Genomic DNA, 14995 nt, shown 5'->3' with positions numbered 1-14995 from the left:
TTTCCTTCACAAATGGATACAAGCGCAAGCAAAAAGCGTCAAGAAGGAGCGCTTATGGCGTATTGGCGCGGGTCCCGAAGAAGTCCTTGACCATCTTGAAGAAACCGGCGGCTTCGGGCTGGGTTTCCCCGGACGACAGTTTCTCGAACTCGGCCAGCAGTTCTTTCTGCTTTTTGGTCAGATTCTGCGGGGTTTCAACCACAACCTGCACATACATGTCGCCCATCTGCCGGGAACGCAGCACAGGCATTCCCTTTCCGGCGACGCGGAAGCGGCGGCCGGACTGGGTGCCCGAGGGCACCTTCACCCTGGTCTTGCCGCTGTCGATGGTCGGAACCTCGAACTCGCCGCCCATCGCCGCCGTCACCATCGACACCGGTACGCGACAGTGCAGATCCGCGCCGTCGCGCTGGAAGAACTTGTGCGAGGCCAGCGACAGGAAAATGTAGAGATCGCCCGCAGGACCGCCCTGCACGCCCGCCTCGCCTTCGCTGGCAAGGCGAATACGCGTGCCGTCCTCGACGCCCGCCGGAATGTTGACCGACAGCGAGCGATCCTTGGTGACGCGACCCGAACCCGAACACGATGCGCACGGCGTTTCGATCATCTGGCCGCGGCCCTGGCAGCCCGGGCAGGTGCGCTCCAGCGTGAAGAAACCCTGCGCCTGACGCACGCGGCCTGCGCCGCCGCACATCGAGCAGATCTTCGGCTTGGTGCCGGCCTTGGCCCCGGTGCCCGAACACGGTTCGCAGGTCACCGCGACCGGAATGTCGATCTGTGCGGTCTTGCCGGAGAACGCTTCCTCCAGCGTGATTTCCATATTGTAGCGCAGGTCCGCGCCGCGCTCGCGGCCGCCACGGCCGCCGCGCTGTCCGGCCATGCCGAACAGGTCTTCAAAAATATCGGAGAATGACGACGCAAAGCCCGCGCCAAACCCGGCGCCATGACCGCCGCCATTGCCCTGCTCGAACGCGGCATGGCCATAGCGGTCGTAGGCGGCGCGCTTGTTGCCGTCCTTGAGGACCTCGTAGGCCTCGGAGATTTCCTTGAACTTGTGCTCGCAGGCTGGATCGCCCGGATTCTTGTCCGGGTGCCATTTCATCGCGAGCTTGCGGAAGGCCGACTTCAGTCCGGCTTCGTCGATGGAGCGTTCGACTTCCAGTGTCTCGTAATAGCAGGTCTTAGACATTGCTAATCTGGGTCATGCGAGTCTGGATCTGTAAGCGGTTCGGTTCACCGTGAAAAGCCTCCCCTTGAGGGGGAGGCTGATCATGAGCGGGTTACGCGGACTTCTTGTTGGTCTTGTCGTCGTCGACTTCCGTGAACTCGGCGTCGACGACATCGTCCTTTGCAGCGTCCTTCTTGGCGTCGGCCTCGGCCTGCTGCGTGTACATCGCCTCGCCGAGCTTCATCGAAGCCTGCGCCAGCGTATTCGATTTGGTCTTGATGCCTTCGGCATCGTCGCCCTTCAGCGCTTCCTTCAGATCGGCGAGCGCATCTTCGATCGCCTTGCGCTCGGGCTCGCCCACCTTGTCGCCATGCTCGGCCAGCGCCTTCTCGGTGGAATGCACCAGCGCGTCGGCATGGTTCTTGGCGTCGACCGCCTCGCGGCGCTTCTTGTCCTCGGCCGCGTTGGCCTCGGCGTCCTTGACCATCTTCTCGATGTCGCTGTCAGACAGTCCACCGGACGCCTGAATGCGAATCTGCTGTTCCTTGTTGGTCGCCTTGTCCTTCGCCGACACATTGACGATGCCGTTGGCGTCGATGTCGAACGTGACCTCGATCTGCGGCATGCCGCGCGGCGCCGGCGGAATTCCCATCAGGTCGAACTGACCGAGAATCTTGTTGTCGGCCGCCATCTCGCGTTCACCCTGGAACACGCGAATGGTCACCGCGCCCTGATTGTCCTCGGCGGTCGAGAACACCTGGCTCTTCTTGGTCGGGATCGTGGTGTTACGCTCGATGATGCGGGTGAAGACACCGCCCAGCGTCTCGATGCCGAGCGACAGCGGCGTCACGTCGAGCAGCAGCACGTCCTTGACGTCGCCCTGCAAAACGCCGGCCTGAATCGCAGCACCGATGGCGACGACCTCGTCCGGGTTGACGCCCTTGTGCGGCTCCTTGCCGAACAGCTGCTTCACGATTTCCTGCACCTTCGGCATGCGCGACATGCCGCCGACCAGAACAACCTCGTTGATCTCGGCAGCCGACAGGCCGGCGTCCTTCAACGCCTTGCGGCAAGGCTCGACGGTTTTCTGAATCAGATCATCGACCAGCGCTTCAAACTTCGCGCGGGTCAGCTTCATGGTCAGATGCTTCGGACCGGAGGCATCCGCCGTGATGAACGGCAGGTTGATTTCGGTCTGGGTCGTCGACGACAGTTCGATCTTCGCCTTTTCAGCGGCCTCTTTCAGGCGCTGCAGGGCGAGCTTGTCGTTGCGCAGGTTGATGCCCTGCTCCTTCTGGAATTCGTCAGCGAGATAGCCGACCAGACGCATGTCGAAGTCTTCGCCGCCGAGGAAGGTGTCGCCGTTGGTGGACTTCACTTCGAACACGCCGTCGCCGATCTCCAGGATCGACACGTCGAACGTGCCGCCGCCGAGATCGTAAACCGCGATAGTGCCCTGCTTGGTCTTGTCGAGGCCGTAGGCGAGCGCAGCCGCCGTCGGCTCGTTGATGATGCGCAGTACTTCAAGGCCGGCGATCTTGCCGGCGTCCTTGGTGGCCTGACGCTGGGCGTCGTTGAAATAGGCTGGAACGGTGATGACCGCCTGATCGACCTTCTGGCCGAGATGGGCTTCGGCGGTCTCTTTCATCTTCTGCAGAATGAACGCGGAGACCTGCGACGGCGAGTAGGTCTGGCCATCGGCCTCGACCCAAGCGTCGCCGTTACCGGCCTTCACGATTTTATAGGGGACGAGCTTCTTGTCCTTTTCGACCGTCGGATCGTCGTAACGGCGGCCGATGAGGCGCTTGACGGCGAAGATGGTCTTTTCAGGATTGGTGACAGCCTGGCGCTTGGCGGGCTGACCGACGAGGCGCTCGCCGTCGTCAGTGAAGGCGACGATGGACGGGGTCGTCCTCATGCCCTCGGCATTCTCGATAACTTTCGGCGTTTTGCCATCCATTACGGCAACGCACGAATTGGTGGTGCCGAGATCGATCCCAATGACCTTTCCCATGGTCCTCATATCCTTCTTTTTGCGGCAGGTTGGCTGGGCCCATCAGGCGCACCAATCCAAACCCCCAATATCAAATATTCGCGACGTCGCGACGCTCCGCCTCATATAGGAGGGGGGCATGGCCCCGCAAGGACCGGCCCTTGTAAACAGGCAGGAAAATGAATTTTCACGAGCGCAAAACCGAGCCCGCCGGGGCGCGCGGACGGCGGCCAATGCGTCAATTTGCAACGAATCGGGCCTTGATCTGTTGGTCCGGCACGGAAACAGTTGGCGCTCGCGACCTCACCCCGAACCAGCCCGGAGCGGTGGACCGAAGCCAGATCCGAAATACAGATCAGAGAATACCGGGCCGTGATCCGGAGCCTCTGGTCTGGCGCGATTCCGACCATCGAACGGCCTCAATACGACATCAGTCAGGTTTCATGAAAACGATCGCACGCGTTCTCGCCTTTGCCGCCCTTGTCTCCGCGGGCCAACCCGCCCTTGCAGCCGAGCCCGTGTTCCCGCCCGGCGCGCGCGTCGGACTGGTGCCGGCCGAAGGTCTCGCCGTCGCCAAGGAGTTTCTGGGTTTCGAATCCGCCGACCAGAAGATCAAGGTCGGCATCGCAGAAATTCCGGCCGCCGCGTTCACCACGGTCGAAACCGCGGTGAGCGAGGGCAAATCCACCGGGCAAGGTTCCAAGCCCGAGGCCTTCGAAGCCGCGGGGGGCAAGGCTTACATCACCTCCGATACCGGCAAGGACGGAAGCACGGCGATCCGGATGTATTCGCTGATTGTGTCGGGCGGCGACAAGTTCACCGGCTACGCCATTGTTCAGGTGCGCGACGATGCCGCCAAGCCGCTGTCCGACGAGGCCGTGCGCAAGATGCTGGCGTCAACGACGCTGCGCAAGGAAGTCCCCGTCGAGGAACAACTCGGCCTGATGCCTTTCAAGATCGGCGAACTCAGCGAGTTCAAGACGGTGCGCACGCTGGCGCCGCGCTCATCGATCCTGCTGACGGACGGCACCGAAGACACCACGCTCGACGGCGCGCCCTACATGGTGATCGGCATGGTTGGCGGCGGCCCTGAAAAACCGGACGATCGCGGGCGCTTCGCGCAGCAGGCCGCGGCGACAATTCCCGGACTGCGCAATGCGCGCATCACGGCGAACGAACCGATGCGGATTGAAGGAACGCCCGGCTATGAGACGCGGATCGATGCCGTCGCCGGCAAGGACGACACGCCAGTCACGGTGGTCCAGTGGCTGAGATTCGGCGGCGGTTCGTCGCTGCGAATCATCGCAAGCGCGACGCGCGAGGAATGGCCGAAAGCCTTTCCGCGATTCCGCGCGGTTCGTGACGGCATCAACGCGCGCTAGGAATCATTCCTGCGCGGCTGCCGGTGCAGCCTTCGCGCCGCCCTTGGCCACCGCCACCAGCGCCGGCCGCAGCACCCGCTCGCCGATCGTGTACCCGCCCTGCACAACCTGCACGACGGTGCCCGACGGCACGGAGGAATCCGGCACTTCGTACATCGCCTGATGGAAATTCGGATCGAATTTCTCACCGAGCGGATCGAGCTTCTGCACGCCGTTTTTCTCCAGCGTCTTGTGCAGCGACCGCTCCGTCAATTCGACGCCCTCGATCAGCGCCTTCAACCCGGGATCGGCGGCTTCACGTGCTTCCATCGGAACGGCATCGAGCGCGCGCTGCAGGTTGTCCGCGATGTCGAGCACGTCGCGCGCAAAGGCCGTGATGCCGTAGGTCCGCGCGTCCGCGACTTCGCGCTGGGTCCGCTTGCGCAGATTTTCCATCTCGGCGAGCGTCCGCAACGTCCGGTCCTTGGCGTCCGCGACTTCCTTCGTGAGCGCCTCAACCGAGCCCTCTTCAGGATCGTCGGGCATCACGTACGGCTTTGAGACCACAGGTTCCTTGTCCGCTGCGGCATTCGCCGTGTCCGGCGCGGACGTGCCCTGCGGCTCCTTCTGCCCATTGGAATTCGCCATAACTCACCTTTTCAGAAAATCGTCGTCGTGAATGCGGGATTGTTAACCCCGCATATCGTGGTTTAGGCGCGGAAAATCAAGCGCTTTGGATTACTGACCGATCAGACGGCTGACAATCCGGGCCGCGTAATCGACCATCGGAATGACCCGCGCGTAGTTCAGCCGGGTCGGGCCGATCACGCCCAGCACGCCGACGATGTGTCCGGCGCCGTCGCGATAGGGCGCGATGATGGTGGAGGAACCGGACAGCGAGAACAGCTTGTTCTCGGAGCCGATGAAGATGCGCACGCCATCGGCGCGCTCGGCGCGGCCGAGCAGATCGATCACACCTTTCTTCGCTTCGAGATCGTCGAACAGCAGGCGCACCCGCTCGAGATCTTCCATCGCATGAAGATCTTCCAGCAAATTGGCATGGCCGCGAACGATGAGCTGCCGCTCGTCGCTGGCGCCGCCGGACCAGCTTGCGATTCCGGCGGTGATGACCTTCTGCGTCAGCTGATCGAGTTCGGAACGGCTCTCGGCCAGCGCCGCTTCAAGTTCGATGCGCGCCTCTGCCAGCGTACGTCCGCGAATCCGCGCGTTGAGAAAATTGGAGGCCTCGGTCAGCGCCGATGTCGGCACGCCCGGCTGCAACGGCAGCACGCGATTTTCCACCTGTCCGTCTTCGGCAACCAGGACCACCAGCGCCTGCGTCGGCTCCAGCCGCACGAATTCGATATGCTTCAGCCGCACATTCGACTTCGCGGTGAGCACGACGGCTGCGGCACGTGTGAGCCCCGACAATCGCGTCAAGGCATCGCTCAGCGCCGCCTCGACCGATTGCCCTCCGGCCGATTTGAGCTGGCTTTCGATCGACTGCCGTTCCGGCTCGGTCAGATCGCCGACCTGCATCAACGCATCGACGAAGAAGCGCAATCCCAGTTCGGTCGGCAGCCGCCCGGCGGATGTATGCGGCGCATAGATCAATCCGAGTTGCTCAAGATCCGACATCACGTTGCGCACCGACGCGGGCGACAGCGGAACCGTAATCAGACGCGAGATGTTGCGCGATCCGACCGGCTCGCCGGTCGCAAGATAACTCTCGACGATTTGACGAAAGATATCCCGGGAGCGCTCGTTGAGCTGGGCCAGCCCGGCGTTCGGTGTAATCAGGTGGCTGATCGGGTCGTGGTGGGCCAATTCGGGCTCCAAACGGGTTGTTCTCGCTACAATTGTCCATCGCGGGGCAACATGACAAGCGTCATTCTCCGACATGCTCTTCGGCCCGTTATCTTCCCTTGCCGCTGCGGTCCCGACCCCCTAAAAGCAGCGCCAAATCAAGGTTTCCCGAATTTCAGGAGGTTTTTCATGCGGCCAAGCCGTCGCGCGCCCGACGAACTGCGCCCCGTCACGCTCGAACGCGGCGTGGTCAAATACGCCGAGGGTTCCTGCATGGTGAAATTCGGCGACACCCATGTGCTGGTGACCGCCACCCTGGAAGACCGGCTGCCGCCGTGGCTCAAGGGTCAGGGCCGCGGCTGGGTCACCGCCGAATACGGCATGCTGCCCCGCGCCACCCATGAACGCATGCGCCGCGAATCCGCCGCCGGAAAACAAAGCGGCCGCACCGTCGAGATTCAGCGCCTGATCGGGCGCTCGCTGCGCACCACCGTCGATCTCGTGGCGCTGGGCGAACGCCAGATCACCGTGGACTGCGACGTCATCCAGGCCGACGGCGGCACACGCACGGCGTCGATCACCGGCGCATGGGTCGCGCTGGCGGATTGCCTGTCGTGGATGAAGGCACGCAACATGCTGAAGAACGACAATGTGCTGCGCGACAACGTTGCCGCGATCTCGTGCGGAATCTACAACGGCACGCCGGTGCTCGATCTCGACTACGCGGAAGACTCTGAAGCCGAGACCGATGCGAATTTCGTCATGACCGGCGACGGCCGCATCATCGAAGTGCAGGGCACCGCCGAAAAAACGCCGTTCTCGCAGGACGAGTTCCTTGCGCTGATGGCACTCGCCAAGAAGGGCATTGCCCGTCTGGTAGACCTGCAAAAAATGGCGGCGGCGTAATTTCCCGCTTCCCACCGTTCTCCTCCCGGATAACCATTGCGCATGAGTGATCATCGCCGAATCAGCGGCCGCCTTGTGATCGCGACCCACAATCCCGGCAAGCTCGCCGAGATGCGCGAACTGCTTGCGCCTTACGGGGTTGAAGCGGTGTCGGCGGCGGAGCTCGGCCTGGCCGAACCGGATGAGACCGGCACGACCTTTCAGGCCAATGCCCGTATCAAGGCGATGGCGGCCGCGAACGCCACAAAACTTCCTGCATTCGCCGACGACTCAGGCCTGGCGGTCGATGCGCTCGACGGCCAGCCCGGAATCTATTCGGCGCGCTGGGCCGGCGAAGACAAGAATTTTCTCGCAGCCATGTCTCAGATCGAACGCCTGTTGCAGGAGCGCGGCGCAAAAGAGCCCGCGCAACGCAGTGCGCATTTCGTCTCGGCGCTGTGCGTCGCCTGGCCCGACGGACATCTGGAAGAGGTCGAGGCCCGCGTCGACGGCACGCTGGTGTGGCCGCCGCGCGGCACCGCGGGTTTCGGTTACGATCCGGCTTTCCTGCCGGACGGTCATGCGCGAACCTTCGGCGAAATGACCAGCATCGAGAAACATGGTTTGCCGCCGCACGGGATGGGACTGTCCCATCGCGCAAAAGCGTTCGTGAAACTCGCGGAGATGTGCCTTGGCAAAAGCTGACGCACAGCCAGCCTTCGGCGTTTACGTGCACTGGCCGTTTTGCCTGTCGAAGTGCCCGTATTGCGACTTCAACAGCCATGTGCGTCACGCGCCGATCGATGAGTTTCGTTTCGCGCGCGCCTTCGAGCGCGAGATCGAGACCACCGCCGCGCGCACGCCCGGCCGCGAGGTCACATCGATCTTCCTCGGCGGCGGCACGCCGTCGCTGATGCAGCCGCAAACCGTCGGCGCCATTCTCAACGCCATCGCCAAGCACTGGTCTGTTGCAAGCGATGTCGAAGTGACGCTGGAAGCCAATCCGACCAGCGTCGAGGCGACACGTTTCAAGGGTTATCGCACCGCCGGCGTCAATCGCGTGTCGCTCGGCGTGCAGGCGCTGGACGATGCATCGCTGAAAGCGCTGGGACGTCTGCACACCGCGCGCGAGGCGCTTGATGCGGTGGCCATCGCACGCTCGGCGTTCGATCGCTACTCGTTCGACCTGATCTACGCACGGCCCGACCAGACGCCGAAAATGTGGGAAGACGAACTGAAGCTCGCAGTCGCGGAAGCCGCCGAGCATCTGTCATTGTACCAGCTCACCATCGAACCGGAGACGCCGTTCTTCGGCCTTCACGCCGCGGGCAAACTCAAGATTCCCGACGAGGACGTCGCGCGCGCGCTGTACGACGTGACTCAGGACATTTGCGCGAAGCTCGGCCTGCCGTCCTACGAGATTTCCAATCACGCGCGGCCGGGCGCGGAGTGCAAGCACAATCTGGTTTACTGGCGCGGACAGGACTATGCCGGCATCGGTCCGGGCGCGCATGGCCGTCTCGACATCGACGGCATCCGCCACGCCATCGCCACCGAGAAACGTCCCGAGACCTGGCTGATGCGCGTCGAGGCGCAGGGCCACGGCGTGATCAGCGACGAACTGCTCAACAGTGAAGAACGCGCCGACGAGTACCTGCTGATGGGGCTTCGTCTTGCGGAAGGCATCGATCCTGCGCGCTACAAGGCGCTGTCCGGACGTTCGCTCGATCCGAGGCGCATCGAAATCCTGCGCGATGAAGGCGCGATCGTCGTCGATCCGGACGGCCGCGTGCGCGTGACGATGCAAGGCTTTCCCGTGCTGGACGCCGTGGTCGCGGATCTGGCGGCTTAGAAAGTTATTACGCCCCGAAACTCTTCGGCGATCCGGCGACGGTCTGCCCACCGCCCGGCGTCACCCGCATCACCGCAAGGCCGCGCTCGTTGGTGCCGTCGCTGCGGAAACGAAACAGTCCGTCGATGCCCGCGAAACCCGACGAATTGGTCAGTACATCCGGCGAAAACCGCTGCCCGCCCTGCGTCCGCGCCAGTGCCGCGACCAGCGCAACGCCGTCATAGGCCAGCGTCGCGGTGCGTACCGGATCTCCGCCGTACTTGGCGCGATAGCGGGTTGAAAAACTTCGGAAGCCCGACGGGTCCGGCGCTGCATAAAGCCCGCCACGCAGATTGGCGTTGGCGAACACGCGCGGATTGTCCCACAGGCCGGTGCCCAGCAATTGCAGGCGTTTGAGATCGGCGCCGTTTGCCGCAAGCGCATCGGCAACGCCGACAACGGAATCGCCGTCGTCGGCAAGCAGCAGCGAATCCGCGGCTGTCAATGACGCGCCGAACGTGCGCGCGGAGGCCGCGGGATCGCCGCTGTATTTTTCGAACGCGACGATACGGCCACCCTTGCGGGCCACCGCCTGCTTGAAGGCCGCCTCCACCACGTTGCCGTAGGCATTCTCAGGCAGGAACGCGGCGAAGGATCGCTTGCCGGTGCTTGCCGCGTAATCGACGATGCGGTTGACGTCGGATTCCGGCAGGAAGCTCAAAAGATAAACGCCACGACCCGCGACACTCGAATCGGTCGAGAACGCGATCAGGGATACACCCTTGGTCCGCGTCAGTTGTGCTGCGGCAGGAACCGACGGCGCGAACAATGGCCCCAGAACGATCTCGGCGCCTTCGTCGAGCGCCTGCTGTGCGCCTTGCTGCGCCCCCTGCGCCGTGCCGGCATCATCCTTGATGAGAAGCTGGATGTTGGGATTCTGGAATTCGGCGAGTGCCAGTTCCGCCGCGTTGCGCATCGACTGCGCGGCGACCCCCGCATTGCCCGATGCGGACAACGGCAACAGCAAGCCGACCTTGACCTGACCAGAACCGACGGCCGATGGCTGTTGCTGCGGCCCCGCAGGCTGCTCGCCGCCGGAAAACGGCGACCCAGCACAGCCCGCGATAAGCGGCGCACCCAGAATGAGGCCGACAGCGCTCCGGCGGGTCGCGCCGGTGCGTGGAGGCTTTGAATTGAACGGCGCAACCATCGTATTTCTTCCGTCAGGTCCGTCCGGAGGAGCCCGGGTCTTCGTCCTCAGGATCGTCTGGAAGGGGATTCAGGCATATTGTCGGCCATAAGTTAACTAAAACAAAAGCATTTCCGCGAGGACCGGTAAGGAAAGACCGCGATTGTATAGTTTGCAGTTGCGAACAAGACGAAGCGATCCATCGGCGCTAGATTGTCCGGATGCGCGCCAAGAATGTTCCCACCTCCTCGCCCGACCGATCTCCCGACAGTCCCGTTCGCACCTTCACGGTCGCCGGGCAACTCGTGAACGCGCCGAAAGCCGCTCCGGGCCTTTATCTGGTCGCAACGCCGATCGGCAATCTCGGCGACATCACATTGCGCGCACTGGAAACGCTCGCGGGCGTCGACGTGGTCGCCTGCGAGGACACCCGCATCACGCGGCGGCTGATCGAACGATTCTCCATCGCGGCATCCCTGATTCAGTATCACGAACACAACGCGGCGGTGGCGCGGCCGAAGATTCTGGAGAAGCTCGCGCAAGGCGCATCCATCGCGCTGGTATCCGACGCCGGCACGCCGCTGATTTCGGATCCCGGATTCAAACTGGTGCGCGAGGTCAGCGCGGCGGGCTTCAACGTCATCGCGTTGCCCGGGCCGTCGTCGGTGCTGGCGGCGCTTTCGGTCGCGGCGCTGCCGACCGACCGGTTTTTCTTCGAGGGATTCCTGCCGTCGAAACAAGTCGCCCGCCGCACACGCCTCACCGAACTGGCGCGCATCGACGCCACGCTGGTGATGTTTGAGAGCGGCGCCCGGGTGCAGGATTCCCTGCACGATCTCGCAAGTATCATGGGCGAGCGCGAAGCCGCGATCTGCCGCGAGATGACCAAGCTGCATGAGGAGGTGCGTCGCGCGACGGTCACCGAACTCGCGGCGGTGGCGGACGAGCTTGAGACGCGCGGCGAATTCGTGCTGGTGATCGGTCCGCCCGCGGCCGACGCCGGGCTGATGACCGACGACGCGCTCGACGACCTGTTGCGATCGTCGCTGGCGCGCGGCAGCGTCAAGGACGCCGTCGCTCATGCCGTCGAAGTCTCCGGACGGCCGCGCCGCGAGATTTATGCGCGTGCGCTCGAATTCGCGAAAGAAAAGCGGAGCGGCGATGACGACTGACGATCCGCCATCACCGGCTTCGCGAACACTCAAACGCCGTGGCACCATCGCGCCAACGGGTTCAGCGCCCGAGGATCGCACCGCAAAGACTCCTTCGCCCGCGCGCGTCGCGGCGTTTCAGACTGGAATTTCCGCCGAAAGCAAAGCCTGCGTCTACCTGATCGCCAAGGGCTACCGTATTCTGGCGCGGCGATTTCGCACGCCCTACGGCGAGATCGACGTCGTGGCGCGACGGCGCGGCCTACTGGCCTTTATCGAGGTGAAGGCGCGCGCCACGCTCGATGACGCCGCCTATTCGGTGACGCCGCGACAGCAGCAGCGCATCATCGCGGCGGCGCAAGCCTGGCTGATGACGCATCCCGAACACGCCGATTTCGACATACGGTTCGACGCCGTCTTGATTGCACCGAAACATCTGCCAAGGCATCTGATGGCGGCATTCGACGCCAGCACGTGACCAGCAGGGTTGCGTGGATTTGTTCTGGAAAGATACCTCCAAATCGACCAGATTGCCGCCGCAAGTCAACAAACGGAATTAGAGCATGAAGCTGAAAGTCGCCGTCCAGATGGACCCCATCGCGCGGATCAACATTCGCGGCGACTCGACGTTTGCCCTGTTGCTTGAAGCGCAAAAGCGCGGCCATGCGCTGTCGTATTACACGCCTGAAAAACTGTCCCTGAAGGGCAAGCAACTGGTCGCGAGCGTACAGCCGCTGACGGTTCGCGATCAGGAAGGCGATCACTTTACCCTGGGTGACGCCAGCCGCGTCGATCTGGAATCCTTCGACGTGGTTTTGCTGCGGCAGGATCCGCCGTTCGACCTCGCCTATATCACCACCACGCATTACCTTGAGCGCATCCATCCGAAAACGCTCGTGGTGAACAATCCGGCCAGCGTGCGCAACGCCCCCGAAAAGATTTTCGTGATGGAGTTCGCCGACCTGATGCCGCCGACTCTCATTTCGCGTGACAAGGACGAGATCAACGCATTCCGCGCCGAGCAAGGCGACGTGGTGATGAAGCCGCTTTACGGCCATGGCGGCGCGGCGGTGTTTCGCGTCACGCCGCAGGACATGAATTTCGGCTCGCTCTACGACATGTTCGCGGTGACGTTCCGCGAGCCGTGGGTGATCCAGCGCTTCCTTCCTGAAGTGAAGCACGGCGACAAGCGCATCATTCTGGTCGATGGTGAATTCGCGGGCGCCGTCAATCGCGTGCCGGCGGCGGACGATCTGCGGTCCAACATGGTGCGCGGCGGGGCCGCAAAGGCGACCGACTTGTCGCCGCGCGAGCGCGAAATCTGCGAGCGGCTGAAGCCCGCCCTGCGCGAACGCGGCCTGCTGTTCGTCGGCATCGACGTGATTGACGGCCATCTGACGGAAATCAACGTCACCTCGCCGACCGGCATCCGCGCCATCGCAAAGCTCGGCGGCCCCGATGTGGCAGCGAAAATCTGGGATGTCATCGCAGCCAAGCGTGCGTGATGCGAGCCTGTCATTTAATCAATTGCTGACCACTTTCTGCCAATTTGATTGACGGACCCGGATCCGCGGCTGATCAAACTGCGGTTTTGCACCGGACGGTTGCTTGAATGGCGCTTGAAGTTTTCAACGGCACATCGATTCCACGCGAGCTGGCGACAGCCGCGATGGAATTTCTGTGGGCGAAGTGGAAAACTCTCAACGATACCAACGAATTGACGGTCCAGCGCCTGACCGAGGAATGCAGCTACAGGCTGCGCGCCAACTCCATCCACATGGTGAGTGTCGGCGACGACTTTGCCTATATCTACGTCGGCGAAGCCATCCAGGCCGCCTCGCCCGAGAAGCTCGGGGGCTGCCTGCTCTCGCAACTGACCAATCCTCTCAAGGATGAGTTCGGCGAGGTCTATCGCCAGGTTGCCAGGCGCATGGCTCCTTCCTTTATCCGTTACACGGGCGGGCGCTCGCAGAGCGGCCAGGTCTGGCAGCGGCTGGTGCTGCCGATCAGGATCACCGAAAGCACCGTGATGCTGGTGATCTATTCGGAATTGATCAGCTATCAGCTCGAAGTCTATGAGCATTTGTTCCGCACCGCGCCGGACGCCATGGTGATCGCGTCGCCGATTACGAATGATGTCGGCCATGCGGTCGACGGCTGGGTCGTGATGATGAACGATCGCGCCCGGCAGCTTCTGAATTTCGACGGCAGTATCGGCAACTTGCGCCTGACCCAACTTCCGCAATTTTCCGGCGTCGATATCTGGGGCCGACTCTACGCACCGAAATCGGCCGCCGCGGTGACGCCGGTGACCACCGCAGAATTCGACGTCGAGATTATGCGTTTTCCGCATGTGTTCGGGCTGCGCCTCTCGCCCAAGCCCGGCAGGCTCGACGCAAACGAAGCGACGCTGGTTCCGGACAGCCGCATCCACGCCCACGCCCGTCAGGATTGATTTCTCTTAGATATCAACTCGAGGCGTCGTCATGCTGCAAACGCATCGCGCGCAAGCGCCCGCTGTTGCGCCGCTCCTTGCCAGCTCGTGGATACCGGCTTCATAATCCGGCCACTGCAGGCGACGAACAACAAAAGCCAATGGAGGAACGCATGACGATCGATGTTTCGCGACGATCTCTCCTTGCTCTCGGTGCCGGACTTACTGCAACGATGATGAGCCGTGACGCGCTGGCGCGTGCGCCAAAGCTCGGTACGCAGGCTCCCTACTTTCATCGCTTCAAGCTCGGCGGCGCGGAGGTGACGGTGGTGTCCGACGGGCCGCTTCCGCTCGGTGATCCGTCCGGCACGTTCGTCGGCGTGCCCAAGGAAGACGTACAGAAGATGCTGGCGGATAATTTTCTCAGCACCAGCAACGTCATTCTCGAACAGAACGCGCCGATCGTGAATTTCGGAGACCGGGTAGTTCTGTTCGACACCGGCATGGGCACGTCGAAGCTGTTCGGGCCGACGACTGGACGCCTGCAGAAGAGCATCACAGAAGCCGGACTCAAGCCGGAAGACGTCGACGCCATTGTTTGCTCGCATGCCCATATCGATCATATCGGCGGCATCGTCGACGAAGGCGGCAAGCCGCTGTTCCCGAACGCGCAGGTTTACATCAGCCAGGCCGATCTGGACTTCTGGACCGATGAAAAGAAGATGGACGGCCCGCTGAAGGACTTCATCGTTCACGCCCGGAAAAACCTGATGCCGGTGCGCGACCGCATCGTGTTCTTCAAGGACGATCAGGAATTCCTGCCCGGCGTGACCGCCATCGCGGCGCCCGGCCACACCTTCGGCCACCACATGTTCATGATCCAGTCGGAGGGAAAATCGTTCGCCTTCCTCGGCGACCTCACCCACCATCAAGTGCTGCTGCTGGAACGTCCGCGGATGGAGTTCGCCTACGATTCCGATCCCAAGATGGCGGCGGCGACAAGGGTCAAGATGCTCGACATGCTCGCGGCCAACAAGACGGCTGTGATGTCGTATCACTTCGCGTGGCCCGGATACGGCCATGTGGTGAAGACCGGCGACGGCTTCCGCTACATCGCCGAGCCAATGATCATGAACCTCTGAAGATAAAAGCGGCAGCGGGCAAACTGCTCGCTGCC

The 14995-nt window shown here is 62.7% G+C and carries 14 protein-coding genes; 9 read left to right on the top strand and 5 right to left on the bottom strand.

The window, feature by feature from the left end; genetic code table 11:
* Positions 1-52: 52 nt before the first annotated feature.
* Together dnaJ and dnaK are read right to left on the bottom strand one after the other, a co-directional pair.
* On the bottom strand, positions 53-1189 hold the full coding sequence (dnaJ, locus tag AC1RKJ_RS13540) for a molecular chaperone DnaJ (RefSeq protein WP_492791468.1): 1137 nt from the start codon (positions 1187-1189) through the stop codon (positions 53-55).
* A 91-nt stretch (positions 1190-1280) separates the two neighbouring features.
* On the bottom strand, positions 1281-3182 hold the full coding sequence (gene dnaK / locus AC1RKJ_RS13535) for a molecular chaperone DnaK (protein WP_492791467.1): 1902 nt from the start codon (positions 3180-3182) through the stop codon (positions 1281-1283).
* Between the two features lie 422 nt (positions 3183-3604).
* On the opposite strand from dnaK, the gene AC1RKJ_RS13530 reads away from it, so the two are divergent.
* A complete protein-coding gene (locus AC1RKJ_RS13530) occupies positions 3605-4543 on the top strand; it encodes a hypothetical protein (RefSeq protein ID WP_492791466.1) in 939 nt (312 codons plus the stop codon).
* A 3-nt stretch (positions 4544-4546) separates the two neighbouring features.
* On the opposite strand, the gene grpE is transcribed toward AC1RKJ_RS13530, so the two are convergent.
* The gene (grpE, locus tag AC1RKJ_RS13525; protein ID WP_492791465.1) at positions 4547-5170 is read right to left on the bottom strand and encodes a nucleotide exchange factor GrpE; all 624 of its coding nucleotides are present in this window, start codon (positions 5168-5170) and stop codon (positions 4547-4549) included.
* Between the two features lie 90 nt (positions 5171-5260).
* The gene (gene hrcA, locus AC1RKJ_RS13520) at positions 5261-6349 is read right to left on the bottom strand and encodes a heat-inducible transcriptional repressor HrcA (RefSeq protein ID WP_492791464.1); all 1089 of its coding nucleotides are present in this window, start codon (positions 6347-6349) and stop codon (positions 5261-5263) included.
* Between the two features lie 168 nt (positions 6350-6517).
* On the opposite strand from hrcA, the gene rph reads away from it, so the two are divergent.
* The 3 genes from rph to hemW are packed head-to-tail and all read left to right on the top strand — an operon-like array spanning position 6518 to position 9065.
* Positions 6518-7234, top strand: a complete 717-nt coding sequence (rph, locus tag AC1RKJ_RS13515) for a ribonuclease PH (RefSeq protein ID WP_492791463.1) — start codon at positions 6518-6520, stop codon at positions 7232-7234.
* A gap of 42 nt (positions 7235-7276) precedes the next feature.
* Positions 7277-7918 (top strand): RdgB/HAM1 family non-canonical purine NTP pyrophosphatase, encoded by a 642-nt coding sequence (gene rdgB / locus AC1RKJ_RS13510; protein ID WP_492791462.1) that lies wholly within the window; start codon positions 7277-7279, stop codon positions 7916-7918.
* Positions 7905-9065 carry a radical SAM family heme chaperone HemW gene (gene hemW / locus AC1RKJ_RS13505; RefSeq protein ID WP_492791461.1) on the top strand — a complete coding sequence of 387 codons (1161 nt, stop codon included), beginning with the start codon at positions 7905-7907 and terminating at the stop codon, positions 9063-9065. The genes rdgB and hemW overlap by 14 nt, the downstream gene beginning before the upstream one ends.
* A 7-nt stretch (positions 9066-9072) precedes the next feature.
* Here hemW and AC1RKJ_RS13500 read toward each other — a convergent pair whose 3' ends face one another.
* Positions 9073-10254: a penicillin-binding protein activator gene (locus AC1RKJ_RS13500; protein WP_492791460.1), complete on the bottom strand. Its 1182-nt coding sequence runs from the start codon at positions 10252-10254 to the stop codon at positions 9073-9075.
* Positions 10255-10454: 200 nt separating this feature from the next.
* Between AC1RKJ_RS13500 and rsmI the strand changes: the two genes are divergently transcribed.
* The 5 genes from rsmI (at position 10455) to AC1RKJ_RS13475 (ending at position 14960) form a co-directional block, all read left to right on the top strand.
* On the top strand, positions 10455-11405 hold the full coding sequence (gene rsmI, locus AC1RKJ_RS13495; RefSeq protein WP_492791459.1) for a 16S rRNA (cytidine(1402)-2'-O)-methyltransferase: 951 nt from the start codon (positions 10455-10457) through the stop codon (positions 11403-11405).
* Positions 11395-11862 (top strand): YraN family protein, encoded by a 468-nt coding sequence (locus AC1RKJ_RS13490; protein ID WP_492791458.1) that lies wholly within the window; start codon positions 11395-11397, stop codon positions 11860-11862. Before rsmI ends, AC1RKJ_RS13490 begins: the two co-directional genes overlap by 11 nt.
* 85 nt (positions 11863-11947) lie before the next feature.
* Positions 11948-12889, top strand: a complete 942-nt coding sequence (gene gshB / locus AC1RKJ_RS13485) for a glutathione synthase (RefSeq protein ID WP_492791457.1) — start codon at positions 11948-11950, stop codon at positions 12887-12889.
* A 107-nt stretch (positions 12890-12996) separates the two neighbouring features.
* Positions 12997-13839 (top strand): hypothetical protein, encoded by an 843-nt coding sequence (locus tag AC1RKJ_RS13480; RefSeq protein ID WP_492791456.1) that lies wholly within the window; start codon positions 12997-12999, stop codon positions 13837-13839.
* 152 nt (positions 13840-13991) lie between these two features.
* On the top strand, positions 13992-14960 hold the full coding sequence (locus tag AC1RKJ_RS13475; protein WP_492791455.1) for an MBL fold metallo-hydrolase: 969 nt from the start codon (positions 13992-13994) through the stop codon (positions 14958-14960).
* Positions 14961-14995: the final 35 nt, after the last annotated feature.

The sequence above is a fragment of the Afipia sp. GW822-FHT04G07 genome (assembly GCF_058800765.1).
Note: the sequence above shows the minus strand (reverse complement) of the source record. Positions and strands in the feature narration are given on the sequence as shown.

What these genes read in the sequence shown, in the direction of transcription:
- AC1RKJ_RS13480 (WP_492791456.1), top strand. Translation starts at nt 12,997, where the DNA reads ATGGCGCTTGAAGTTTTCAACGGCACATCGATTCCACGCGAGCTGGCG.
- rdgB (WP_492791462.1), top strand. Translation starts at nt 7,277, where the DNA reads ATGAGTGATCATCGCCGAATCAGCGGCCGCCTTGTGATCGCGACCCAC.
- dnaJ (WP_492791468.1), bottom strand. Translation starts at nt 1,189, where the DNA reads ATGTCTAAGACCTGCTATTACGAGACACTGGAAGTCGAACGCTCCATC.
- gshB (WP_492791457.1), top strand. Translation starts at nt 11,948, where the DNA reads ATGAAGCTGAAAGTCGCCGTCCAGATGGACCCCATCGCGCGGATCAAC.
- AC1RKJ_RS13475 (WP_492791455.1), top strand. Translation starts at nt 13,992, where the DNA reads ATGACGATCGATGTTTCGCGACGATCTCTCCTTGCTCTCGGTGCCGGA.
- grpE (WP_492791465.1), bottom strand. Translation starts at nt 5,170, where the DNA reads ATGGCGAATTCCAATGGGCAGAAGGAGCCGCAGGGCACGTCCGCGCCG.
- AC1RKJ_RS13500 (WP_492791460.1), bottom strand. Translation starts at nt 10,254, where the DNA reads ATGGTTGCGCCGTTCAATTCAAAGCCTCCACGCACCGGCGCGACCCGC.
- AC1RKJ_RS13490 (WP_492791458.1), top strand. Translation starts at nt 11,395, where the DNA reads ATGACGACTGACGATCCGCCATCACCGGCTTCGCGAACACTCAAACGC.
- rph (WP_492791463.1), top strand. Translation starts at nt 6,518, where the DNA reads ATGCGGCCAAGCCGTCGCGCGCCCGACGAACTGCGCCCCGTCACGCTC.
- dnaK (WP_492791467.1), bottom strand. Translation starts at nt 3,182, where the DNA reads ATGGGAAAGGTCATTGGGATCGATCTCGGCACCACCAATTCGTGCGTT.
- rsmI (WP_492791459.1), top strand. Translation starts at nt 10,455, where the DNA reads ATGCGCGCCAAGAATGTTCCCACCTCCTCGCCCGACCGATCTCCCGAC.
- AC1RKJ_RS13530 (WP_492791466.1), top strand. Translation starts at nt 3,605, where the DNA reads ATGAAAACGATCGCACGCGTTCTCGCCTTTGCCGCCCTTGTCTCCGCG.